The organism is Arthrobacter sp. Edens01 (genome assembly GCF_001307035.1).
Classification (GTDB): Bacteria; Actinomycetota; Actinomycetes; order Actinomycetales; family Micrococcaceae; genus Arthrobacter_B.
Genome location: NZ_LKIU01000005.1, coordinates 568,178 through 585,696, shown reverse-complemented (window position 1 = coordinate 585,696; position 17,519 = coordinate 568,178). Strand labels below are relative to the sequence as shown.

General features: G+C 65.7%; 18 protein-coding genes and 1 tRNA gene. 9 read left to right on the top strand and 10 right to left on the bottom strand.

The features are described 5' to 3' along the window. Positions 1-39: 39 nt before the first annotated feature. Positions 40-630, bottom strand: a complete 591-nt coding sequence (locus AO716_RS08885; RefSeq protein ID WP_152969925.1) for a hypothetical protein — start codon at positions 628-630, stop codon at positions 40-42. A gap of 142 nt (positions 631-772) precedes the next feature. On the opposite strand from AO716_RS08885, the gene AO716_RS08880 reads away from it, so the two are divergent. Together AO716_RS08880 and AO716_RS08875 are read left to right on the top strand one after the other, a co-directional pair. Then, on the top strand, positions 773-1,858 hold the full coding sequence (locus tag AO716_RS08880; RefSeq protein WP_055240548.1) for an iron-containing redox enzyme family protein: 1,086 nt from the start codon (positions 773-775) through the stop codon (positions 1,856-1,858). Next, the gene (locus tag AO716_RS08875; RefSeq protein ID WP_082413447.1) at positions 1,855-2,130 is read left to right on the top strand and encodes a CDGSH iron-sulfur domain-containing protein; all 276 of its coding nucleotides are present in this window, start codon (positions 1,855-1,857) and stop codon (positions 2,128-2,130) included. The genes AO716_RS08880 and AO716_RS08875 overlap by 4 nt, the downstream gene beginning before the upstream one ends. 85 nt (positions 2,131-2,215) lie before the next feature. Here AO716_RS08875 and AO716_RS08870 read toward each other — a convergent pair. After that, positions 2,216-2,288, bottom strand: a tRNA-Lys gene (locus AO716_RS08870). Between the two features lie 170 nt (positions 2,289-2,458). On the opposite strand from AO716_RS08870, the gene AO716_RS08865 reads away from it, so the two are divergent. The 3 genes from AO716_RS08865 (at position 2,459) to AO716_RS08855 (ending at position 4,955) form a co-directional block, all read left to right on the top strand. Continuing rightward, positions 2,459-3,103, top strand: a complete 645-nt coding sequence (locus AO716_RS08865; RefSeq protein WP_055240547.1) for a hypothetical protein — start codon at positions 2,459-2,461, stop codon at positions 3,101-3,103. 223 nt (positions 3,104-3,326) lie between these two features. Beyond that, the gene (locus AO716_RS08860; protein WP_055240546.1) at positions 3,327-3,944 is read left to right on the top strand and encodes a DUF47 domain-containing protein; all 618 of its coding nucleotides are present in this window, start codon (positions 3,327-3,329) and stop codon (positions 3,942-3,944) included. Next, positions 3,945-4,955 carry an inorganic phosphate transporter gene (locus AO716_RS08855; protein WP_055240545.1) on the top strand — a complete coding sequence of 337 codons (1,011 nt, stop codon included), beginning with the start codon at positions 3,945-3,947 and terminating at the stop codon, positions 4,953-4,955. Between the two features lie 132 nt (positions 4,956-5,087). Here the strand turns inward: AO716_RS08855 and pstB are convergent, their stop codons facing one another. From pstB to pstS, 4 genes are all read right to left on the bottom strand, one after another. Continuing rightward, positions 5,088-5,867 carry a phosphate ABC transporter ATP-binding protein PstB gene (gene pstB / locus AO716_RS08850; RefSeq protein ID WP_055240544.1) on the bottom strand — a complete coding sequence of 260 codons (780 nt, stop codon included), beginning with the start codon at positions 5,865-5,867 and terminating at the stop codon, positions 5,088-5,090. Between the two features lie 77 nt (positions 5,868-5,944). Continuing rightward, positions 5,945-7,045: a phosphate ABC transporter permease PstA gene (gene pstA / locus AO716_RS08845; RefSeq protein ID WP_055240543.1), complete on the bottom strand. Its 1,101-nt coding sequence runs from the start codon at positions 7,043-7,045 to the stop codon at positions 5,945-5,947. After that, complete coding sequence (gene pstC, locus AO716_RS08840; protein WP_055240542.1) at positions 7,045-7,977, bottom strand: phosphate ABC transporter permease subunit PstC; 933 nt, start codon at positions 7,975-7,977, stop codon at positions 7,045-7,047. Before pstC ends, pstA begins: the two co-directional genes overlap by 1 nt. Positions 7,978-8,144: 167 nt before the next feature. Beyond that, on the bottom strand, positions 8,145-9,266 hold the full coding sequence (gene pstS, locus AO716_RS08835) for a phosphate ABC transporter substrate-binding protein PstS (protein WP_055242068.1): 1,122 nt from the start codon (positions 9,264-9,266) through the stop codon (positions 8,145-8,147). A gap of 209 nt (positions 9,267-9,475) precedes the next feature. On the opposite strand from pstS, the gene AO716_RS08830 reads away from it, so the two are divergent. The 3 genes from AO716_RS08830 (at position 9,476) to disA (ending at position 13,258) form a co-directional block, all read left to right on the top strand. After that, on the top strand, positions 9,476-10,606 hold the full coding sequence (locus AO716_RS08830) for an FUSC family protein (RefSeq protein ID WP_055240541.1): 1,131 nt from the start codon (positions 9,476-9,478) through the stop codon (positions 10,604-10,606). Positions 10,607-10,660: 54 nt separating this feature from the next. Further along, complete coding sequence (gene radA, locus AO716_RS08825; protein WP_055240540.1) at positions 10,661-12,028, top strand: DNA repair protein RadA; 1,368 nt, start codon at positions 10,661-10,663, stop codon at positions 12,026-12,028. Between the two features lie 153 nt (positions 12,029-12,181). Next, on the top strand, positions 12,182-13,258 hold the full coding sequence (disA, locus tag AO716_RS08820) for a DNA integrity scanning diadenylate cyclase DisA (protein ID WP_055240539.1): 1,077 nt from the start codon (positions 12,182-12,184) through the stop codon (positions 13,256-13,258). Positions 13,259-13,270: 12 nt separating this feature from the next. On the opposite strand, the gene AO716_RS08815 is transcribed toward disA, so the two are convergent. Further along, positions 13,271-13,969 (bottom strand): hypothetical protein, encoded by a 699-nt coding sequence (locus tag AO716_RS08815; RefSeq protein ID WP_082413446.1) that lies wholly within the window; start codon positions 13,967-13,969, stop codon positions 13,271-13,273. A gap of 102 nt (positions 13,970-14,071) precedes the next feature. On the opposite strand from AO716_RS08815, the gene AO716_RS08810 reads away from it, so the two are divergent. Then, a complete protein-coding gene (locus tag AO716_RS08810; protein WP_152969924.1) occupies positions 14,072-15,001 on the top strand; it encodes an A/G-specific adenine glycosylase in 930 nt (309 codons plus the stop codon). Positions 15,002-15,040: 39 nt separating this feature from the next. Here the strand turns inward: AO716_RS08810 and dhaM are convergent, their stop codons facing one another. From dhaM to dhaK, 3 genes are read right to left on the bottom strand one after another with little or no spacing between them, the layout of a single operon-like run. Continuing rightward, a complete protein-coding gene (gene dhaM / locus AO716_RS08805) occupies positions 15,041-15,769 on the bottom strand; it encodes a dihydroxyacetone kinase phosphoryl donor subunit DhaM (protein WP_055240538.1) in 729 nt (242 codons plus the stop codon). Beyond that, on the bottom strand, positions 15,766-16,407 hold the full coding sequence (gene dhaL / locus AO716_RS08800) for a dihydroxyacetone kinase subunit DhaL (protein WP_055240537.1): 642 nt from the start codon (positions 16,405-16,407) through the stop codon (positions 15,766-15,768). Before dhaL ends, dhaM begins: the two co-directional genes overlap by 4 nt. A 2-nt stretch (positions 16,408-16,409) precedes the next feature. Beyond that, positions 16,410-17,411 (bottom strand): dihydroxyacetone kinase subunit DhaK, encoded by a 1,002-nt coding sequence (gene dhaK, locus AO716_RS08795; RefSeq protein ID WP_055240536.1) that lies wholly within the window; start codon positions 17,409-17,411, stop codon positions 16,410-16,412. Between the last annotated feature and the right edge of the window lie 108 nt (positions 17,412-17,519).

Below are 17,519 nucleotides of genomic sequence, written 5' to 3'. Positions count from 1 at the left end.
CGGCACTGCGCACGGGACAGCACTGCGCACGGGGCGGCCTTAGCCGGCCCGCCTGCGTGCAGCTTCAAGCGCCTGCTCCCAGGCCGACTCCAGCTCCTGAACAGCGGTTCCGTAGCGGTTCACCGCATCTTCATCCGCAGCATCATCCGAAGCCGCTTCCTGCGCCGCCTGCGCCTCACGTGAAGCACGCGCCAGCAGGCTGGTTTCCTTCTCCCGAACATCAGCCAGACCGGGGTACTCAGCACCCTTCCACGGATCGAGTTCGTAGGAGCTCCACTCCAGCAGGACCGCTTCCCTCCTCTTGCGCAGGGAATCCAGGCGGCGGTTCCTGAGCTTCCGGGCCCTGGCCAGCTTCCTGGCCCGCTGACGCCGAGCCAGCCAGTACCACGAGCCCGCGGCACCGCCCAGCACCAGGATCCCTGTCACGGCCGCAGCACCCGTTGCTGCCAGGCCCGCCCAGGCTATTGCCGCAACGGCCGCCAGCCCTCCGGTCAGCCCAACCCAGAAAAGCCGCTCACCGTCCTCCCGGCGAAGTGCAGAATCCAGGGCCGGCGCAGTCAGTCCAACCGCGGCAGCGGCAAGCAGCAGGGCCGGGAGGGCAGCGAAGAGGCTCCCATCCATGCCTGGCATATCGTCAACCCCCTTCCGGCGCACGCGCACAGCGAAGCGCAAACGTGGCACAGCGATTACCAAGTATGCTGACATTCAGCGTTTTCCGCAGTTTCTCCGGAAGACTCAAGCATCGCATGACGCCTCACAGCTAAGGAATGACATGTTGGTACCTGCTCCGCGCGGGGAGCTCTCCGCCTCGCTACTGAACGTGCTGCATGCCGGCCCACAGGCCACGGCTGCAATGTACGGACAGCTGGACGAAACCGCGGCCCGGGCATTGGCCGCGGACCCTGATGTACTGCGCTCCGATGACCTGCAGCTGACCCTTTTCTGCCTCTATGAACTGCACTACAGCGGACTGGACGGCATTGACCCGGACATGGAATGGCAGCCGGAACTGATCCGCGTTCGAAGGGTCATCGAGGCTGCATTTGAGGCCGCCCTCCGCCGGACCGTACCGGTACCGCGGGCTCCTGCTCCGGAGGCTGAAGCAGTGGCCAGCACCCTGTTCAGGCTTGCTGCCGAAGACCACGGTCCCAGCGTTTCGCGGTTCATAGCCCGGCACGCCACGACTGACCAGCTGCGGGAGTTCCTGGTGCTCCGCTCGATCTACCAGCTGCGGGAAGCCGACCCCCACAGCTGGGCCATTCCCCGCCTGCCAGTGGGACGGGCCAAGGCCGCCCTCGTGGAAATCCAGGCGGATGAGTACGGCGGCGGACGTCCGGAGCGGATGCATTCGCACCTCTTCGCCCGCACCATGGCTGGCCTGGACCTGGACACGCGCTACGGCTACTACCTGGACCAGGCTCCGGCACTGGTGCTCGCCTCATCCAACGCCATGTCCCTGTTCGGCATGAACCGGCGGCTGCGGGGATGCATTGCCGGACATCTCGCAGCGTTCGAAATGACCTCTTCAATCCCCAACTCCTTCTACGCCCGCGGCTTCAAGCGCGCCGGCTACGGGCCCGATGTCACCTTCTACTTCGATGAGCATGTGGAGGCAGACGCCGTGCACGAGCAGATTGCGGCGAGGGACCTCGCAGGCGGCCTCGCAGAGTCCGAACCGGAGCTGCTGGAGGACATCCTCTTCGGCGCCTCGACCGTCCTGACACTGGACGCGATGCTGGGCGAAGAACAGCTCGCTGCCTGGAAGGAAGGGCGGTCAGCCCTCCGGGAGGCTTCTCCCACCGGCATTGACATGCAGACGCTGGCTGCCGATGCCGCTGCTTCGGGGGTTCCGGCATGAGCGCCCAAAAGGGCCAGGACAGTGTGTCCGTGGGCCGCTCGGGAGTCACCGTGGTTCCGGCCGCGGGCACTGAGGCGGCGGCAGACTTTTCGGTGACCGAATGTCCTGGCGGTCCGCTTCTTGTGCGCGGAGAATTTGAGGTTCAGGACGCTGACGGCGCTGCCATCCCAAAGAACCGCGAAACTGTAGCGCTGTGCCGCTGCTCAGGCTCCCGGATCAAGCCCTGGTGCGACGGCACCCACAAACTGCTCAGGGGCGCCTCTGAAAACTAGCCCGGCGGACTGCCAAAGACCCCGGACGCAAAACACCCCGGTTCCAAAAGGAACCGGGGTGTTTTGCTGCCGTACGGCATGAGGGTGGGCCCTGTGGGGCTCGAACCCACGACCCACGGATTAAAAGTCCGATGCTCTACCAACTGAGCTAAAGGCCCCCCATCGTCGCGGCAGGAATACACCCGCCACTTCGACTTTCCCACTTTATCGCACGCGTTGGGAATCGTGGAAACCCCTTGGGCACGGCTGTCCGCCGCTTTGGCGTGCGCTGTTTCCGCCAGCCGGAAGCGACCTCGATTCACAACACCGGCGGGAGTATTCTCAAAACATGACTGAGTCGAATGCATCGGTTCCCCGTCACCACAAGCCCAAGCTGTACGCACCCATGGACTTCGCCAACCACCCCGGCGGTGCTGATCCGGCCCGGGTGTCCGAGGCCGCCCACCTGGCCGCGCAGGCCCTGGTGCACCACGGCAGGGAAAGCGACGACCCCGAGGTCACACGCCGCCTGGTCGAGCTGGCGGACCGGCAGGGCCTGGAGGCCGTCGCGGAAATCTGGGCCACCAGTCCGGCCCGGTCCCTGCCCGGCGCCCTGTGGCGGCTTTATGCCCTGCGGGCAGCGGTCCAGCAAAACCCCGAAAAAGTGGCTGCCTACTATGCCGCCGGCAAGGAAGCCGCGCAGGTCTCGAAAGTCGTGGCAGGCGTGGCCGAGCCGCTTGGCGCTGACGAAGTGCGGGCCATGGCGGACACCATCCTTTCCGGCGCCTTTGAAGGAGACTTCGACGTCGCCCTGGAGCGTTTCGCCGCTTTCTGCCGGGTAGTTGCGCTGGGTGAAACCCATCACGCGGACTCAACGGAATCGGCCAGCGCCGAGCGCGCCACGGAGCTCACCCGCAGGGCCCGCCAGCTGATCCTTACTGCCGAAGACCTTGAACATTCGGCCGAATCCTGGCGGCGCGGAGAGCTCGACTGACCACGTTGGGTCCCCGTGCCGGCCTGTGGACAGCCCGGTTGACATCAGGGACGGGGAGTAGAAAACTGAAAGTGGTGTCGGACCGCGGAACCCCCGGGCTTCAACTTAGAGCCGCTTCGAGCGGCCTTCCGCCGAGAGGCGCTCCCGGTCCGGCACCGTTACTCTTTTCCGCATCGGATATTCTTACCGGTGTGATGACCCTCCAGCCCAACAGGTCAGTCCTGTGAAGCTCCGGCTGTTTCCCCAGGAAAACGCCGGCCTTGACCTTCTTTCCCGAATGGCTGCGCAGGCGGTCCGAGGCACAGCAACGCTCTCCGAAGCACTTGGCGCCGATCCTTCGGAATTCGCCCGGCTCGCAGAAGAACTGCACGCGTTTGAGGCCGAAACGACGGACCTGCATTTTGCGCTCATGACGCAAATGCGCACCAGTTTCATTAACCCCCTGCCGCGCGAGGACCTGTACGACATCTCACTGATCCTGCTCGCCCTGATGGAACGGCTGGACAGCGCCGCTGAAATCATTTCGCTCTACCGGTTGACCAACGTCTCCGGCCGGGCCGCCGAGCAGCTCGAAGTGCTGGGCCGGCAGGCCGAGCTCTCCGTCGCAGCCATGCGCACCCTGGCCTCCATGGACGATCTGGAGGACTACTGGATCGAGATGCTCCGCCTGAGCAAACGCGTGGAGCGCACGCACCGCATGTGGCTGGCTGAGCTCATCCACGACCATAAGGCCCTGGTCTACATCCGGCACCGGGATCTGGCAGACCAGCTCGCAGCGGCCTCCAAGGAGTTCCGCAGGCTGGGCACCTACGTGGGCAACATCCTGGTCCGGGAATCGTAGTTGACCACCGTACTGCTGGTGGCAGTGTTCGCCTTCGCCGGCGCATACGCCTTTATCAACGGTTTCCACGATGTCTCCAACTCCGTTGCGGCCGCGATCCGCACCCGTGCACTCACGCCGGGAGTCGCCGTCGTGCTTGCCAGCGTCTTCAATCTCCTGGGTGCGCTGATAAGTACGGCGCTGGCGCTGGTCCTGGCCGACCTCTTCGTCAAACTGCCTGCCGGCAGCAACGGGCTCGGCATCCTGATAGCAGGGCTTGCAGCAGCCTGTGCGTGGGGCCTGTGGACCTGGTGGCGCAGGATGCCCTCTTCCTCCACCCACGCCCTCATAGGCGGCATAGTGGGCTCAGGAGCCGCCTCCACACTGGTGGGCGGGCCAAGCATCAGCGAATCGATCCAGCTTCTGTGGGAGCAGATCGCGCTGCCCCTGCTGCTCTCGCCGCTGATTGCCTTCGTGCTCGCCTATCTGCTGGTGTACCCGGTGATGTGGCTGATGCGTTACAGCTCGCTGCGCCGGGGTGATGCCGGCAACCGCATTGCACAGTCAGTGCTCTCCGCTGCGTTTTCCCTGGGCCACGGCATGCAGGACGGCCAGCGGACAATGGCCGTGCTGGTGCTGGGGCTCGTGGCAGCCGGGTATTCCACCGGCGCAGAGATCCCCTGGGGTGTGCAGGCCTTCGCCGGGGCTGCCCTCGCCCTCGGCGCACTGTTCGGCGGCTGGCGCATCACCCATACCCTGGGCTACCGGCTGGTGCGGATCGACCCGCTGCGCGGCATGAGCGCCCAGGCAGTGGCCACCGGGATGCTCTTCCTGGGCGGACTGTGGCTGCACATCCCGCTCTCCAGCACCCAGACCATGACCAGCGCAATCGTCGGCGCAGGGGCGAACCGCAGGTTTGCCGCGGTACGGTTCATTCCCCTCCGGGAAATCCTGGTGACCTGGCTGGTAACCGCTCCCGCCGCTGCCCTGCTGGGCGGCATCTTCTATCTCGCGCTCAGTCCGCTTCTCTGAGGCCCTCAGCGCCCGTCTCCGCCCTCTGCAGCCCCGGACCCCATAAACACCCACCGAGATAGCAGAAACTGCCCGATACGGGGCTGTAACGGGCAGTTTCTGCGATGTCGATGGGTGAGGTGCGGGGCGGGTTTACCCGAAGCGGCCGGAGACGTAGTCCTCAGTGGCCTTCACCGACGGGTTGTTGAAGATGACGGTGGTGTCGTCGTACTCGATCAGTTTGCCGGGCTTGCCGGTGCCGGCGATGTTGAAGAACGCCGTCTTGTCCGAGACGCGTGCTGCCTGCTGCATGTTGTGGGTGACGATCACGACCGTGTAGTCGCTCTTCAGCTCCTCGATCAGGTCCTCAATAGCCAGGGTGGAGATCGGGTCCAGGGCGGAACACGGCTCGTCCATGAGAATCACCTCAGGTGAGACCGCAATCGCGCGGGCGATGCAGAGGCGCTGCTGCTGGCCGCCGGAGAGACCGGAGCCGGGCTTGTCCAGCCGGTCCTTGACCTCGCGCCACAGGTTGGCGCCGGTGAGGGACTTCTCCACCAGGTCGTCTGCGTCGGAGCGGGAGATCCGCTTGTTGTTCAGCTTCACGCCGGCCAGAACGTTGTCCCGGATGGACATCGTGGGGAAGGGATTGGGCCGCTGGAAGACCATACCGATGTGGCTGCGCACGGTCACGGGGTCCACGCCGGCGCCGTAGAGGTTCTCGCCGTCCAGCAGGACTTCGCCCTCTACCCGGGCTCCGGGCAGCACTTCATGCATGCGGTTCAGCGTGCGCAGGAAGGTTGACTTGCCGCAGCCCGAGGGGCCAATGAACGCGGTAACGGAACGCGCATCGATCTTGATGCTGACGTCTTCTACCGCCAGGAAGTCGCCGTAGTAGACGTTGAGGTCCTTGACGTCGATTCGCTTGGACATTTAGTTCCTTCTGTTCTTTTCCTCCGGAGCACCCGTATAGGTTCTCCGGTGCCGCCGCAGCGGCCGGGGCTTTGGGATCAGCGGCCGGTCTTGGGCGCGAAGATTCGGGCAACCAGCCGGGCGCCGAGGTTCAGCAGCATGACCATGAGGATCAGCAGCAGTGCCGCGGCCCAGGCGCGCTGGGTACTCGGATCGGTGTTGGTCGGAGAAGTGGGGCTCATCAGCTGACGGTAGATGAACGTGGGGAGGCTGGCCATCCAGCCGGCAAACACGTTCAGGTTGATCGTGTTCACGAACCCGGCAGTCACCAGCAGCGGAGCGGTTTCGCCGATCACGCGGGCAATGGCAAGCGTAACGCCGGAGGCGATGCCGGAGATGGCCGTGGGAACAACAACCTTCAGGATGGTCCGCCACTTCCGAACGCCCAGGGCATAGGACGCTTCCCGCAGTTCGTTGGGAACGATCTTCAGCATTTCCTCCGTGGAACGCACCACCACGGGGATCATCAGGACAGAAAGCGCGACGGCGGCAACGAAGCCGGTGCGTGTGCCCGGTCCGAAGATCAAACCGAAGAACGCTGCGGCGAAGAGTCCGGCCACGATCGAGGGGATGCCGGTCATAACGTCCACGAAGAAGGTGATGGCCCGGGCCAGCGGCCCGCCCTTGCTGTACTCAACCAGGTAGACAGCGGTGAGCAGTCCGATGGGCACGGAGATGATGGTTGCCCAGAGGGTGATCAGCAGTGTGCCCATGATCGCGTGGTAGGCACCGCCGAGGACCGGGGTCCCGTTTTCAACAGTGTTGTTGTCCACGGTTCCGGTCATGCCGCCCATGGAGGTGAACAGGAAGTCTCCGCTGAGTCCGGGAATGCCGCGGACCAGGACCGTGAAAATCACTGAGACCAGCGGTACCAGCGCCAGGATGAAGGCACCGTAGATCAGGTTGGTGGCGAAGCGGTCCGTTGCGCGCCGGCTGCCTTCAACGATGCGGGTGGCGATGGTGCTGCCGGCTACGAAGAGGACGGCGGCAAAGATGGCGAACGTGGCGATGCTGAACCCCAGCAGCGCCGAAAGGGCTGCACCCAGGACGATCGAGGCGGCCAGGATGGCCCACAGTGCCCAGCCGGGCAGCTGGTTCTTGGTCAGCGACGAGGAGCGGGTCAGTGCGGTTTCAATCATCAGTTGGCTCCCGAGAATTCTTTGTGGCGGCTGATGATCCAGCGGGCAATGACGTTCACGATCAGGGTGATCACGAACAGGACCAGGCCGGCAGCGATCAGCTCAGAGAGGCGCAGGCCATAGGCCTCGGGGAAGTTCAGCGCGATTTCCGCGGCGATTGTCTGGTTGCCGGGCCGGATCAGGCTGGCGATCAGGCCGCCGGAGGAAAGCACCAGCGCCACTGCCATGGTTTCACCCAGGGCGCGGCCCAGGCCAAGCATGATGGCGCTGATGATGCCCGGTCTGGCGAAGGGGAGGACGGCCATGCGGATCATTTCCCAGCGGGTGGCGCCCATGGCCAGGGCGGCTTCCTCATGCAGCTTCGGAGTCTGCAGGAAGATTTCGCGGCTCAGGGAGGTGATGATCGGAAGCACCATGACGGACAGGACGATTCCCGCGGTGAGCATTGTCTTGCCGGTCTGGCTGGCCGGTCCGGTGAATAGGGGGAACCAGCCGGCGTTTTCAGCGAGCCAGTTGTACGGGCCCACCAGTGCCGGCGCCAGCACGGTCATACCCCACGCGCCGTAGACCACCGAGGGGATGGCGGCCAGGAGGTCCACAACGTAGCCCAGGGCCTGGGAAAGGCGGCGGGGAGCGTAGTGGGAAATGAACAGCGCGACGCCAAGGCCCACCGGAGTGGCGATCAGCAGCGCGATGGCCGCGGCGATCACGGTGCCGATCACCAGCGGGAAGATGTACGCCAGGAACCCCGAACCGCCGGAGATGTCCTCAGACGGGGCGGAGAAAGTGGGAAGTGCCTGCCAGAGCAGGAAGGCGGCTACCGCAAACAGGACTGTCAGGATCAGACAGCCCGCCAGCAGCGTGATGCCGGAGAAGACTTTGTCCCCCGCGCGCCCGGCACCGCCGGTGCCCTGTATTGACTTGCTTGACACTGCACAACCCTTCGAACTTTGTTGGCAACTTGATTGATGTGGACAAGACACCGCACTCGTCAGTTTTCACTGTCGGCGGGCCAGATTCAAGCTGGCCGCCGGCCCGGCAAATGCCCCCGCACTGCGCTTTGGGGCGCTGTACGGGGGCCTGGACCATTCCTTTGCGGCTAGGAAGCGGCCTTGATTGATTCGATGGCCTTGGCTGCCTGCTCCTGCAGCGCGGCGGACATCGGGGCGTTACCTGCGGCTTCGCCTGCTGCCGCCTGGCCTTCCGCGCTGACCACGTAGGATCCGAAGGCCTTGATGAGGTCGACGGTGTCCTGGTCCTCATAAGTGGTGCAGTAGAGATGGTAGGAGACCAACACCACAGGGTAGGCGCCGGATTCAGTGGTGTCCCGGGCCAGTTCCATGGCCATGTCAAGCTCAGGGCGGCCTTCGCCGGTGACCGGCGTGGAGGCCTCCACAGCCTTGGAGGCGGCGTCGGCGCTGTAGGGAACGTATTCCCCGCCCACCTTCACAGCCACGGTGCCCATGGACCCGACGGCGGATGCATCGGCGTAGGTGATGGCCCCGCTGGTGGCGCTGGCAGCAGAAACGACGCCGGAGGTTCCCTGCGCATTCTCCTGCCCGTCGAGCTCCGCCGGCCATTCACCGCTGGCTTCCGTGGTCCATACGTCCGGTGCCGCGGCGGCCAGGTATTCGGTGAAGTTCTCGGTGGTACCGGATTCATCGGAGCGGTGGACCACGGTGATAGCGGTGCCCGGCAGCTCGGTGCCTTCGTTCTGGCCGGCGATTGCCGGATCGTTCCAGGTGGTGATCTCACCGCGGAAGATGCCGGCGATGGTGTCTGCGTCGAGGTTCAGTTCCTCAATGCCGTCCAGGTTGAATGCGATCGCAATCGGGGAGATGTAGGCCGGGACGTGCAGGGCACCGTCGGGGCCGCAGGTCTCCAGCGAGGCCTGCACCTCTTCGTCCTTCAGGACGGCGTCGGATCCGGCGAACTGCACACCGCCGGCCAGGAGGGCCTCCCGGCCGGCCCCGGATCCGTCCGGTGAGTACTGGATGGAGGCATTTGGGTTCGACTCGTTGAAACCTGCGATCCAGGCGTCCATCGCCGAGGCCTGCGAGCTGGCACCTGCGCCGGACAGTGTGCCGGTCAGGGCCGAGCCGGAAGCGGAAGAATCGGTGCCGGCGGCTGCGTTCGTCGCGTTGTCACTGCCGCAGGCAGCCAATGCCAGTGCTGCCACGGACAGGACGGCCGCTGTGCGGCCAATGCGGAATACCTTCACAATCGTGGTCCCTTTCAAGGGTGGTATGTCCGGCGCGTCAACGCCGGGAGACTTGTCGCTGGAGGGTTGTCATCCGCTCCGATATGAAGACTGGCCTGCCAAGGTGAACAAAAAGTGAACTGGGACCAAGCAGCACGGGAATAATCCCTCCGCATGTCACAGATGCTGCTGCGTCTGCTGTCGGAGCGCGGTCCCCCTAGACTGTTCCCATGCCTGCCCGTGACCGTCTCAGCTCCTGGAACAGGTTCCTGCGCAACCGGTTCCGGATTGGCGTCAAGCGAAGCGGCGCGTCGATCTACCCCGCACTTCAGATGACCATTTGTGCCGTGGGTGCCTATGCGTTCGCGGAGTACGTGCTGGGCCATGAAGGCCCGCTCTTCGCAGCGACGGCAGCCCTGATCTCGCTGGGGTTCTCCCGCGAACCCCGTACCCGCCGGGTGCTGGAGGTCGGAATCGGCTGCACCCTGGGCATCACCATTGGTGAACTGCTCCTCCAGGTGCTCGGCAACGGGCTGTGGCAGGCCGCCATCGTGCTCTTCTCTTCCCTGATGCTGGCGCGGTTCCTGGACCGGGGCGTTATTTTCACGACCCAGCTGGGACTGCAGTCCCTGCTGGTGGTCCTGCTGCCCGCACCGGAAGGCGGAGTTTTCACGCGCAGCATGGACGCAATTGTGGGTGGTGTCTTCGCGCTGATCGTCACGATGCTCGCGCCCAGGGATCCGCGGCGCGAACCCAAGTCGAATATCCGTGAGCTGCTCAGTGAACTCTCCGCCGTGCTGCGCCAGGTTGCCGACGCCCTTGTACGCAGCGACTCGACCCTGGCCTGGCACGCCCTGGTCCGGGCCCGAAGCACCCAGCCGCAGCTGGACCTGCTGGCACGCAGCATCCGCGATGCCCGTGAAATAGCCCGCATCTCCCCCGCCTACCGCAGGCATCTGGCTGAACTCGGGGACCTTCGCGGATCTGTGGGTTACCTGGACCTGGCCATCCGCAGCAGCCGGGTCTTCGCGCGGCGGACCACTTCCGTAATTAACCATGCGTCGCTCTCGGACACGGCCGTAGACAAGGTTTCAGAGGTCATCAATGACACCGCCGACGCCGTGGACATCCTGGCCCGGGCGCTGGGCGGCGGTGAATCCCAGCCGACGCGCGAGCGCCATCTCCGCCAGGCGCGAAGCGAACTGGCCGCCGTGGGCGCCCGGCTGCACCCGGCTTCCCTGGACGTACACGACCTGTACGGCGATGCCCTGGTAATGCTGTTCCGCCCCTTGGTGGTGGACCTCCTCGAGGCCACCGGACTCTCCCACGAAGAGGCCGTCAGCTATCTTTCCGAGGTCTAATCAGCCGCCGGGACGCTGCAACGCGATGTCAGTGCCGGCAGATAGCCTGTTGGCATGGCAACAAAGACTTCCCGGGCGAAAACCGCCAATTACCGCTGCACGGAGTGCGGCTGGACCGCTGTTAAGTGGGTAGGCCGCTGCGGTGAATGCCAGGCCTGGGGCACCGTCGAGGAGGCGGGCGAGGTCCTTGCGCGCACCACTCCCGCAGCCGTCGTCGCCCGTCCGGCGCAGCTGATTGCCGATGTTGACGCCACCACTGCCGCTTACCAGCCCACCGGAGTGGGCGAACTGGACCGGGTACTGGGCGGCGGACTGGTGCCCGGCGCAGTGATCCTGCTGGCCGGCGAGCCCGGAGTTGGCAAGTCCACCCTGCTGCTCGACGTCGCTGCACGCGTGGCCGGGCAGGGCCGGGACGTCCTTTACGTTACGGGTGAGGAATCAACGGCCCAGGTAAAGCTGCGCGCCGAACGGATCGGTGCAGTGTCGGACAGCCTGTACCTCAGTGCCGAAACCGACCTTGGCCAGGCACTGGGGCAGGTTGAGCAGGTCAAGCCTGCACTGCTGATCGTGGACTCGGTGCAGACGCTGAGCAGCGCCGCAGTGGACGGCAGCGCCGGCGGAGTCAGCCAGGTCCGCGAGGTGGCGGCCTCGCTCATCAATGCAGCCAAGACCCGGAACATGACCACGCTGCTGGTCGGGCACGTCACCAAGGACGGCTCCATTGCAGGCCCGCGCCTGCTTGAGCACCTGGTAGACGTGGTGTGCCAGTTCGACGGCGACCGGCACTCCCGCCTGCGGCTGGTCCGTGCGGTCAAGAACCGTTACGGGCCCACGGACGAAGTCGGCTGCTTCGATCTCACCGAGGACGGCATCGAAGGGCTCGCCGATCCGAGCGGGCTGTTCGTCTCCCGTACCAAGGAGCCCGTCTCCGGCACCTGCATCACGGTGACCCTGGAAGGCAGGCGCCCGCTCGTAGCGGAGGTACAGGCGCTGCTCGCGGAGACCGGCAATGCGCAGGCGCGGCGGGCCACCAGCGGCCTGGACTCCGCCCGGGTGGCCATGCTGCTCGCGGTGCTGCAGCAGCGGGCTTCGATGAACCTCGCCAAGGACGACAGTTATGTGGCCACCGTGGGCGGGGTGAAGCTGACCGAACCGGCCACCGACCTTGCCGTGGCCCTGGCCGTCGCCTCGGCGAAGATGAACAAGCCCCTGCCTGCACGGCTCATTGCGTTCGGCGAGGTTGGACTGGCCGGGGAGGTCCGTCCCATCCCCGGCATAGCCCGGCGGGTCCAGGAGGCCGAGCGGCTGGGATTCAGCCATGCGGTGGTGCCCGCATCACCCAACGGTCCCGGCCAGGTGCCGGCTGGTTTCAAGGTCCGGGAAGTCTCAACTCTCTCCGAGGCTCTCGAACTCCTCTTCTAGGGCGCGCCGCAGGCCGTTTGATAAGCGCGCCTGTCATACTCCGGGGACCAAAGTGGCGGATGAGCCGGTTCCTCCCACTACTATGGGGAAGTATCTGCGCATACCCACGCCCAGAACGTCCCGTGGGCCGCCAGTGGCCGGAAGGAAGTGACCATGCCTCGCAGTCCCGAGGACGCGCTGAAGGCGACCCTTGCGAGGGTTGCGCCCGGAACTGCTCTTCGCGACGGCCTGGAGCGGATCCTCCGCGGCCGCACCGGCGCCCTGATTGTCCTCGGCTTTGACCGCACAGTGGACTCGATCTGCTCCGGCGGTTTCGACATCGGGATTGAGTTCTCCTCCACCCGGCTTCGCGAACTGGCGAAAATGGACGGTGCAATCGTCTGTGACAAGGACGGCACCAACATCCTGCGGGCGGCCGTGCAGCTGGTCCCCGACCACACGATCGAGACCCATGAGTCCGGAACACGCCACCGCACCGCAGAGCGTGTTGCCATCCAGACCGGCTTCCCGGTGATCTCCGTCAGCCAGTCGATGCAGATCATCCAGCTGTACGTTGGCGGACTGCGGCACGTCCTGGAAGGGTCCGAGCCGGTACTGGCCCGCGCCAACCAGGCACTGGCAACCCTGGAGCGCTACCGCACCCGCCTGGACCAGGTCACGAACTCACTCTCCGCCCTGGAAATCGAAGCCATGGTAACCGTCCGCGACGTGGCAGTCACTCTCCAGCGGCAGGAAATGGTGCGCAGGATCTCCGAGGAAATCTCGCAGTACGTCCTTGAGCTTGGAGTCGACGGGCGGCTGCTTTCCCTCCAGCTGGAGGAACTGACCACAGGGCTCGGCCCGGGCAGCGAAATGATCATCCGGGATTACGCCGACATTGGCGAGACCCAGGGCAACATCGAAGAACAGGTCGCAACCCTGCAGGGATTGAGTTCCTCGGACATGGTGGACTTGGGGAAGATCGCCGCCGTGGTGGGCTTCCAGCCGGGCCAGGACTCCCTTGAAGCCGTGGTCCAGCCCCGCGGTTACCGCCTGCTGAGCAACATCAAGAGCGTTCCGCCGGCGGTCTCCAACCGTCTGGTGGACCACTTTGGCGGCCTGCAGAACCTGATGGCCGCCAACATCGAAGACCTGATGCAGGTGGACGGTATCGGTGAACAGCGGGCTCGGACTGTGCGTGAAGGCCTCTCCCGGATTGCTGAGACAAGCCTGCTCGACCGCTTTATGTAGCGGCCGCAGCAGCTAATCCAGCTGGAACACGGCTTTTTCGCTGGTGGTTTCCCCCAGCCGTGCCGTGAAGACATACCAGCCGGGATTCGGGTTGCTGGACACGGCGGTGCACCCCGGAGCCGACCGCAGCCGTTCCCAGGTGAAGTTGGCCCGTTCCTCGGCACCGGGCTCGAACTCCTTGACCAGGTCTTGGGCCCCGTCCTGGCAGTCTGCGGAAGAGAAGATCCGGTCTGAACCGGACGTGACCACGAATTCCATCTGCGTGGTGCCCACGTTGATCCGGCACGGTTCCGCACCGGTATTGGTCACTGTCAGTGTCAGGTTCGGATTGGCGCCGGCCGGATAGGCCTCTGCATCCGTTGAGGCGGCAACCGTCACCGCAGCCGGAGGACACATGCCGTCTTCAGCCTTCGGAGACGGCTCTGCTTCAGCTTCCTCCGCTGCCTTGGAAGCGGGCGGCTGCGCGGCAGAAGTCGGTGCGGTCTCAAAGGGTTCGGACGCCGTTGCATCCTTGTCACCCGCAAGAGCGGCGACCACTACTATCCCGGCCCACACCAGGCCGGCCACAACCAGCAGCGCCAGGAGTGTCACGACGAGCCGGCGCCGACGGTAGACAGCCCTGCTTGGGCGCGCCGGACCGGTTGCAGGCCTGGTCCCGGAGGCACCGCTGGTCTTTTGCCCCCGCTTGCCCTGGACTCCTTTTGCCGCCATGGCTTAAGGCTATGAACCCGGGCCCGGATTACGGCGCACACCACGCCGGTCAGTAGAGTATTGCTGGTCAAGACCGAGGGAGTGGCGTTGGAACCGGAACAAATGCGTAAGCTGCACAGGCGCATCGCTGACTGGTTCTCCGATGAGGCCAGGGATCTCCCGTGGCGCAAACCGGACTGCTCGCCGTGGGGAATCCTGGTCAGCGAAATCATGCTCCAGCAGACCCCGGTGGTGCGGGTCCTGCCCGTCTGGCACCAGTGGATGGAACGCTGGCCGGGGCCGGCGGACCTTGCTGCCGAGCCGGGCGGGGAGGCCGTGCGCGCCTGGGGCCGGCTCGGTTATCCCCGCCGCGCCCTCCGGCTGCACGCAGCAGCGGCGGAAATAACAGCCCGCCAAGGCGGGAAGGTCCCGGACACCTACGACTCGCTTCTGGGCCTTCCCGGAGTGGGAGACTACACGGCCGCTGCCGTTGCCTCCTTCGCCTACGGCCGCCGCGAAACGGTTGTGGACACCAATATCCGCAGGGTCCATGCCCGGCTGGTAACCGGCAATGCACTGCCGTCCCAGTCGCTTACCGCCGCCGAGAAGAAACTCGCCGTCTCACTGCTGCCCCGGGACGACGCTGAATCTGTTGTCTGGAATGCCGGAGTCATGGAACTCGGCGCACTGGTCTGCACCGCCCGCAGCCCACGCTGCAGCGACTGTCCCGTGCTGGCTGACTGCGCCTGGGTCCGGGCCGGGCGGCCGGAGCCGCACTATGTCCCGAAGGGGCAGGCCTGGCACGGCACCGACCGGCAGGTCCGCGGAGCCATGATGGCCGTGCTGCGCCAGGCACAGGGGCCGGTGCTGCGCGAACTGCTGCTCACGGGCCCGGTGGACCTCGTGGCTCCGGAGGCCGACGCCGCGCTGGCGCCGCTGGCCGCGCTGCACGCCCTGGCAGCCCCGGCCGAACAGCTTGAACGCGCACTGGACGGCCTGCTGCGCGACGGTTTGGCTGAGACCACCGGGTCCGGAGTCCAGCTTCCCGCCTAACGGCACCGGTCCAGTGTTCCGCGGCGCACGGAGTCCAGCCTAGATTTCGCCGAACCCGTTCCGGACTTCAAGTCCCAGCATCTCCACGGCCCGGGCGGCGTCGGGTCCGTGGGCGGAAACGGTCAGGGTGTCGCCGGCCTTCAGCCCAAGGGTCATCAGCATCATCACCGATTTGCCGTCCACCCCGTTGATCGTGATGTCGGCGTCCAGGTCAGCCATCGCCTGTGCAACGGCAGCCGCCGGCCGGGCATGAAGGCCCATGGGATTGATCAGCTGCCAGGACGCCTCGTGGACGCCGTTGTCGTCCTGGTCGATATCGTCCAAGGTGTCGGCCGGTTCGGCAGTGGTTTCAGGACCGGACGCGGGTTCTGCACCCTTTGAACCCATCGTCGCGGCGACGGCCTCTGCGTCGCGGACGACGGCCGCCAGATCCTGCCCCGTCTGTGCTGCGACTGCGGCGGCCACGGCGCCCTCCACCAGCGGTGCATCCGCCAGCCTGACGCTCTCGCTCTGGTCCGGATCCAGGAACTCCAGGGCCATCTCCGCAGTCATCACGGCAGAACCGAGGTCAGCCAGGATCGCTACCCCGGCGCCGCCCTGGGCCTGGGCGATTCCGGACTGGATTTTCTCAAGGCTGGTGCCAATCCCGCCGTCGTCCGTGCCTCCCGCAGCGATAATCGCAACGTCGGGTGCCATCTGCCCGGCGAGCTCAGTCAGCCCTTCGGCCACCTTGTCGCTGTGGGAGACGATTACCAGCCCAACCCTCATGCCTGCTCCCCCGCCGCACGTGCAGCAGCCGCGAGGATCAGCGCAGTGGAGGCCGCTCCGGGGTCCAAGTGGCCGGCGCTGCGTTCAGCCAGGTAACTGGCCCGTCCCTTGCGTGCGATAAGCGGTTCCGTGCCGGCCAGGCCGCCCTCTGCCGCGTTGGCAGCCGCGGCCAGGGTTTCGGCCCCGCTGGCTTCAGCGGAGGCTGCCGTTTCTGCCGCTTCCACGGCGGGAGTGAAGGCATCCACCATGGTCTTGTCCCCGGGCTCGGCCTTTCCCCGGCTGACGATTCCGTCCCGGGCAGCTCTCAGGAAAGCGACGACGTCCCCTGCGTCCAGCACGTCCTTTCCGGCCACGGCGGTGGACCCCCGCAGGAAAGCCGTACCGTAGAGCGGCCCGGCAGCACCACCCACGCGGGACATGAGGGTCATGGCGGCAAGCTTGAACACGTCCGCCGGCGTGGCAGGCGTGCCGTCAGCATCCAGTTTCTCCACGATTGAAGTGAAGCCCCGGTCCATGTTCTCCCCGTGGTCGGCGTCGCCAACGGCCCGGTCAAGGTCAATCAGCCGCTGCCGGTTTTCATTCAGGGACGCTGCGGCAGCCCGCATCCAGGCTTCGGCCCACTGCGCGTTGAGTTCCATCGCTACACTCCCCACCGCAGGGCCGCGGTGTGCACCGGGGAGTCCCACAGATCGATCATGTCGTCGTCGAGTTTCAGCACCGTAATGGAGGCACCCTGCATTTCGAGTGCCGTGATGTAGTTCCCCACCAGTGAACGTTCCACGTGGATCCCGCGGTCCGCCAGAACCTTCGCGGCGTGCCGGTAGACGATGTAGAGCTCGCTCAGCGGCGTTCCGCCCATCCCGTTGACGAACAGCAGCACGCGCTCTCCGGAGCCGGTGCCGAGGTCGGACAGGACGGGTTCCAGCAGCTGGTCGGTGATGACGTCCGCCGTGGCCATGGGCATTTTCCGCCGGCCTGGTTCGCCGTGGATCCCAACACCGAGCTCAATCTCATCCTCGCCCAGGTCGAAGCTGGGTTCTCCCGCGTGCGGAACTGTGCACGCGCTCAGGGCGACGCCCATCGAGCGCACACCCGCGTTGACGCGCTCCGCGAGGTCGGTAACCGACTGCAGGGAGTCCCCGCGTTCAGCCGCAGCGCCGGCGATGCGTTCAACCAGCACGGTGCCGCCCACGCCGCGCCTGCCGGCAGTGTAGAGCGAATCCTCGACGGCGACGTCGTCGTTGACCACAACCGACCTGACTTCGATTCCCTCTGCCTGGGCCAGCTCTGCGGCGGTCTCGAAGTTCAGGATGTCGCCGGTGTAGTTCTTGACGATCATCAGGACGCCGGCACCTGAATCCGTTGAAGTAATGGCCGGCAGGATCTGGTCCGGGGTGGGGGACGTGAAAACGGCGCCGGGCACGGCGGCGTCGAGCATCCCGCGGCCCACGTAGCCGGAGTGCAGCGGCTCGTGGCCGCTGCCGCCGCCGGAAACCAGGGAAACCTTGCCGGCTACCGGTGCATCCCTGCGAGTCACGTAGGCAGGATCCGCGTGGACCTCTACCAGGTCATGGTGGGCCATGCCGAAACCTTCCAGCGATTCGGCCACCACGGCGCGCGGATCATTTATGAGCTTTTTCATCCCTGTTCACTCCTTCGCCCGGAAAGGCTCCACTGCGCTGGAACGGGCCCCGTTGCCCGCTCTCCTGAGAGAGCCAACCCTACCCCGCAGGCGGAGGGCTGCACAGGC

Excerpts from the sequence above, each read along its gene's own strand:
- AO716_RS08885 (WP_152969925.1), bottom strand. The coding sequence starts at position 630 with ATGCCAGGCATGGATGGGAGCCTCTTCGCTGCCCTCCCGGCCCTGCTG.
- AO716_RS08880 (WP_055240548.1), top strand. The coding sequence starts at position 773 with ATGTTGGTACCTGCTCCGCGCGGGGAGCTCTCCGCCTCGCTACTGAAC.
- AO716_RS08875 (WP_082413447.1), top strand. The coding sequence starts at position 1,855 with ATGAGCGCCCAAAAGGGCCAGGACAGTGTGTCCGTGGGCCGCTCGGGA.
- AO716_RS08865 (WP_055240547.1), top strand. The coding sequence starts at position 2,459 with ATGACTGAGTCGAATGCATCGGTTCCCCGTCACCACAAGCCCAAGCTG.
- pstB (WP_055240544.1), bottom strand. The coding sequence starts at position 5,867 with ATGTCCAAGCGAATCGACGTCAAGGACCTCAACGTCTACTACGGCGAC.
- pstA (WP_055240543.1), bottom strand. The coding sequence starts at position 7,045 with ATGATTGAAACCGCACTGACCCGCTCCTCGTCGCTGACCAAGAACCAG.
- AO716_RS08830 (WP_055240541.1), top strand. The coding sequence starts at position 9,476 with ATGCCTGCCCGTGACCGTCTCAGCTCCTGGAACAGGTTCCTGCGCAAC.
- radA (WP_055240540.1), top strand. The coding sequence starts at position 10,661 with ATGGCAACAAAGACTTCCCGGGCGAAAACCGCCAATTACCGCTGCACG.
- disA (WP_055240539.1), top strand. The coding sequence starts at position 12,182 with ATGCCTCGCAGTCCCGAGGACGCGCTGAAGGCGACCCTTGCGAGGGTT.
- AO716_RS08815 (WP_082413446.1), bottom strand. The coding sequence starts at position 13,969 with ATGGCGGCAAAAGGAGTCCAGGGCAAGCGGGGGCAAAAGACCAGCGGT.
- AO716_RS08810 (WP_152969924.1), top strand. The coding sequence starts at position 14,072 with ATGCGTAAGCTGCACAGGCGCATCGCTGACTGGTTCTCCGATGAGGCC.
- dhaM (WP_055240538.1), bottom strand. The coding sequence starts at position 15,769 with ATGAGGGTTGGGCTGGTAATCGTCTCCCACAGCGACAAGGTGGCCGAA.
- dhaL (WP_055240537.1), bottom strand. The coding sequence starts at position 16,407 with ATGGAACTCAACGCGCAGTGGGCCGAAGCCTGGATGCGGGCTGCCGCA.
- dhaK (WP_055240536.1), bottom strand. The coding sequence starts at position 17,411 with ATGAAAAAGCTCATAAATGATCCGCGCGCCGTGGTGGCCGAATCGCTG.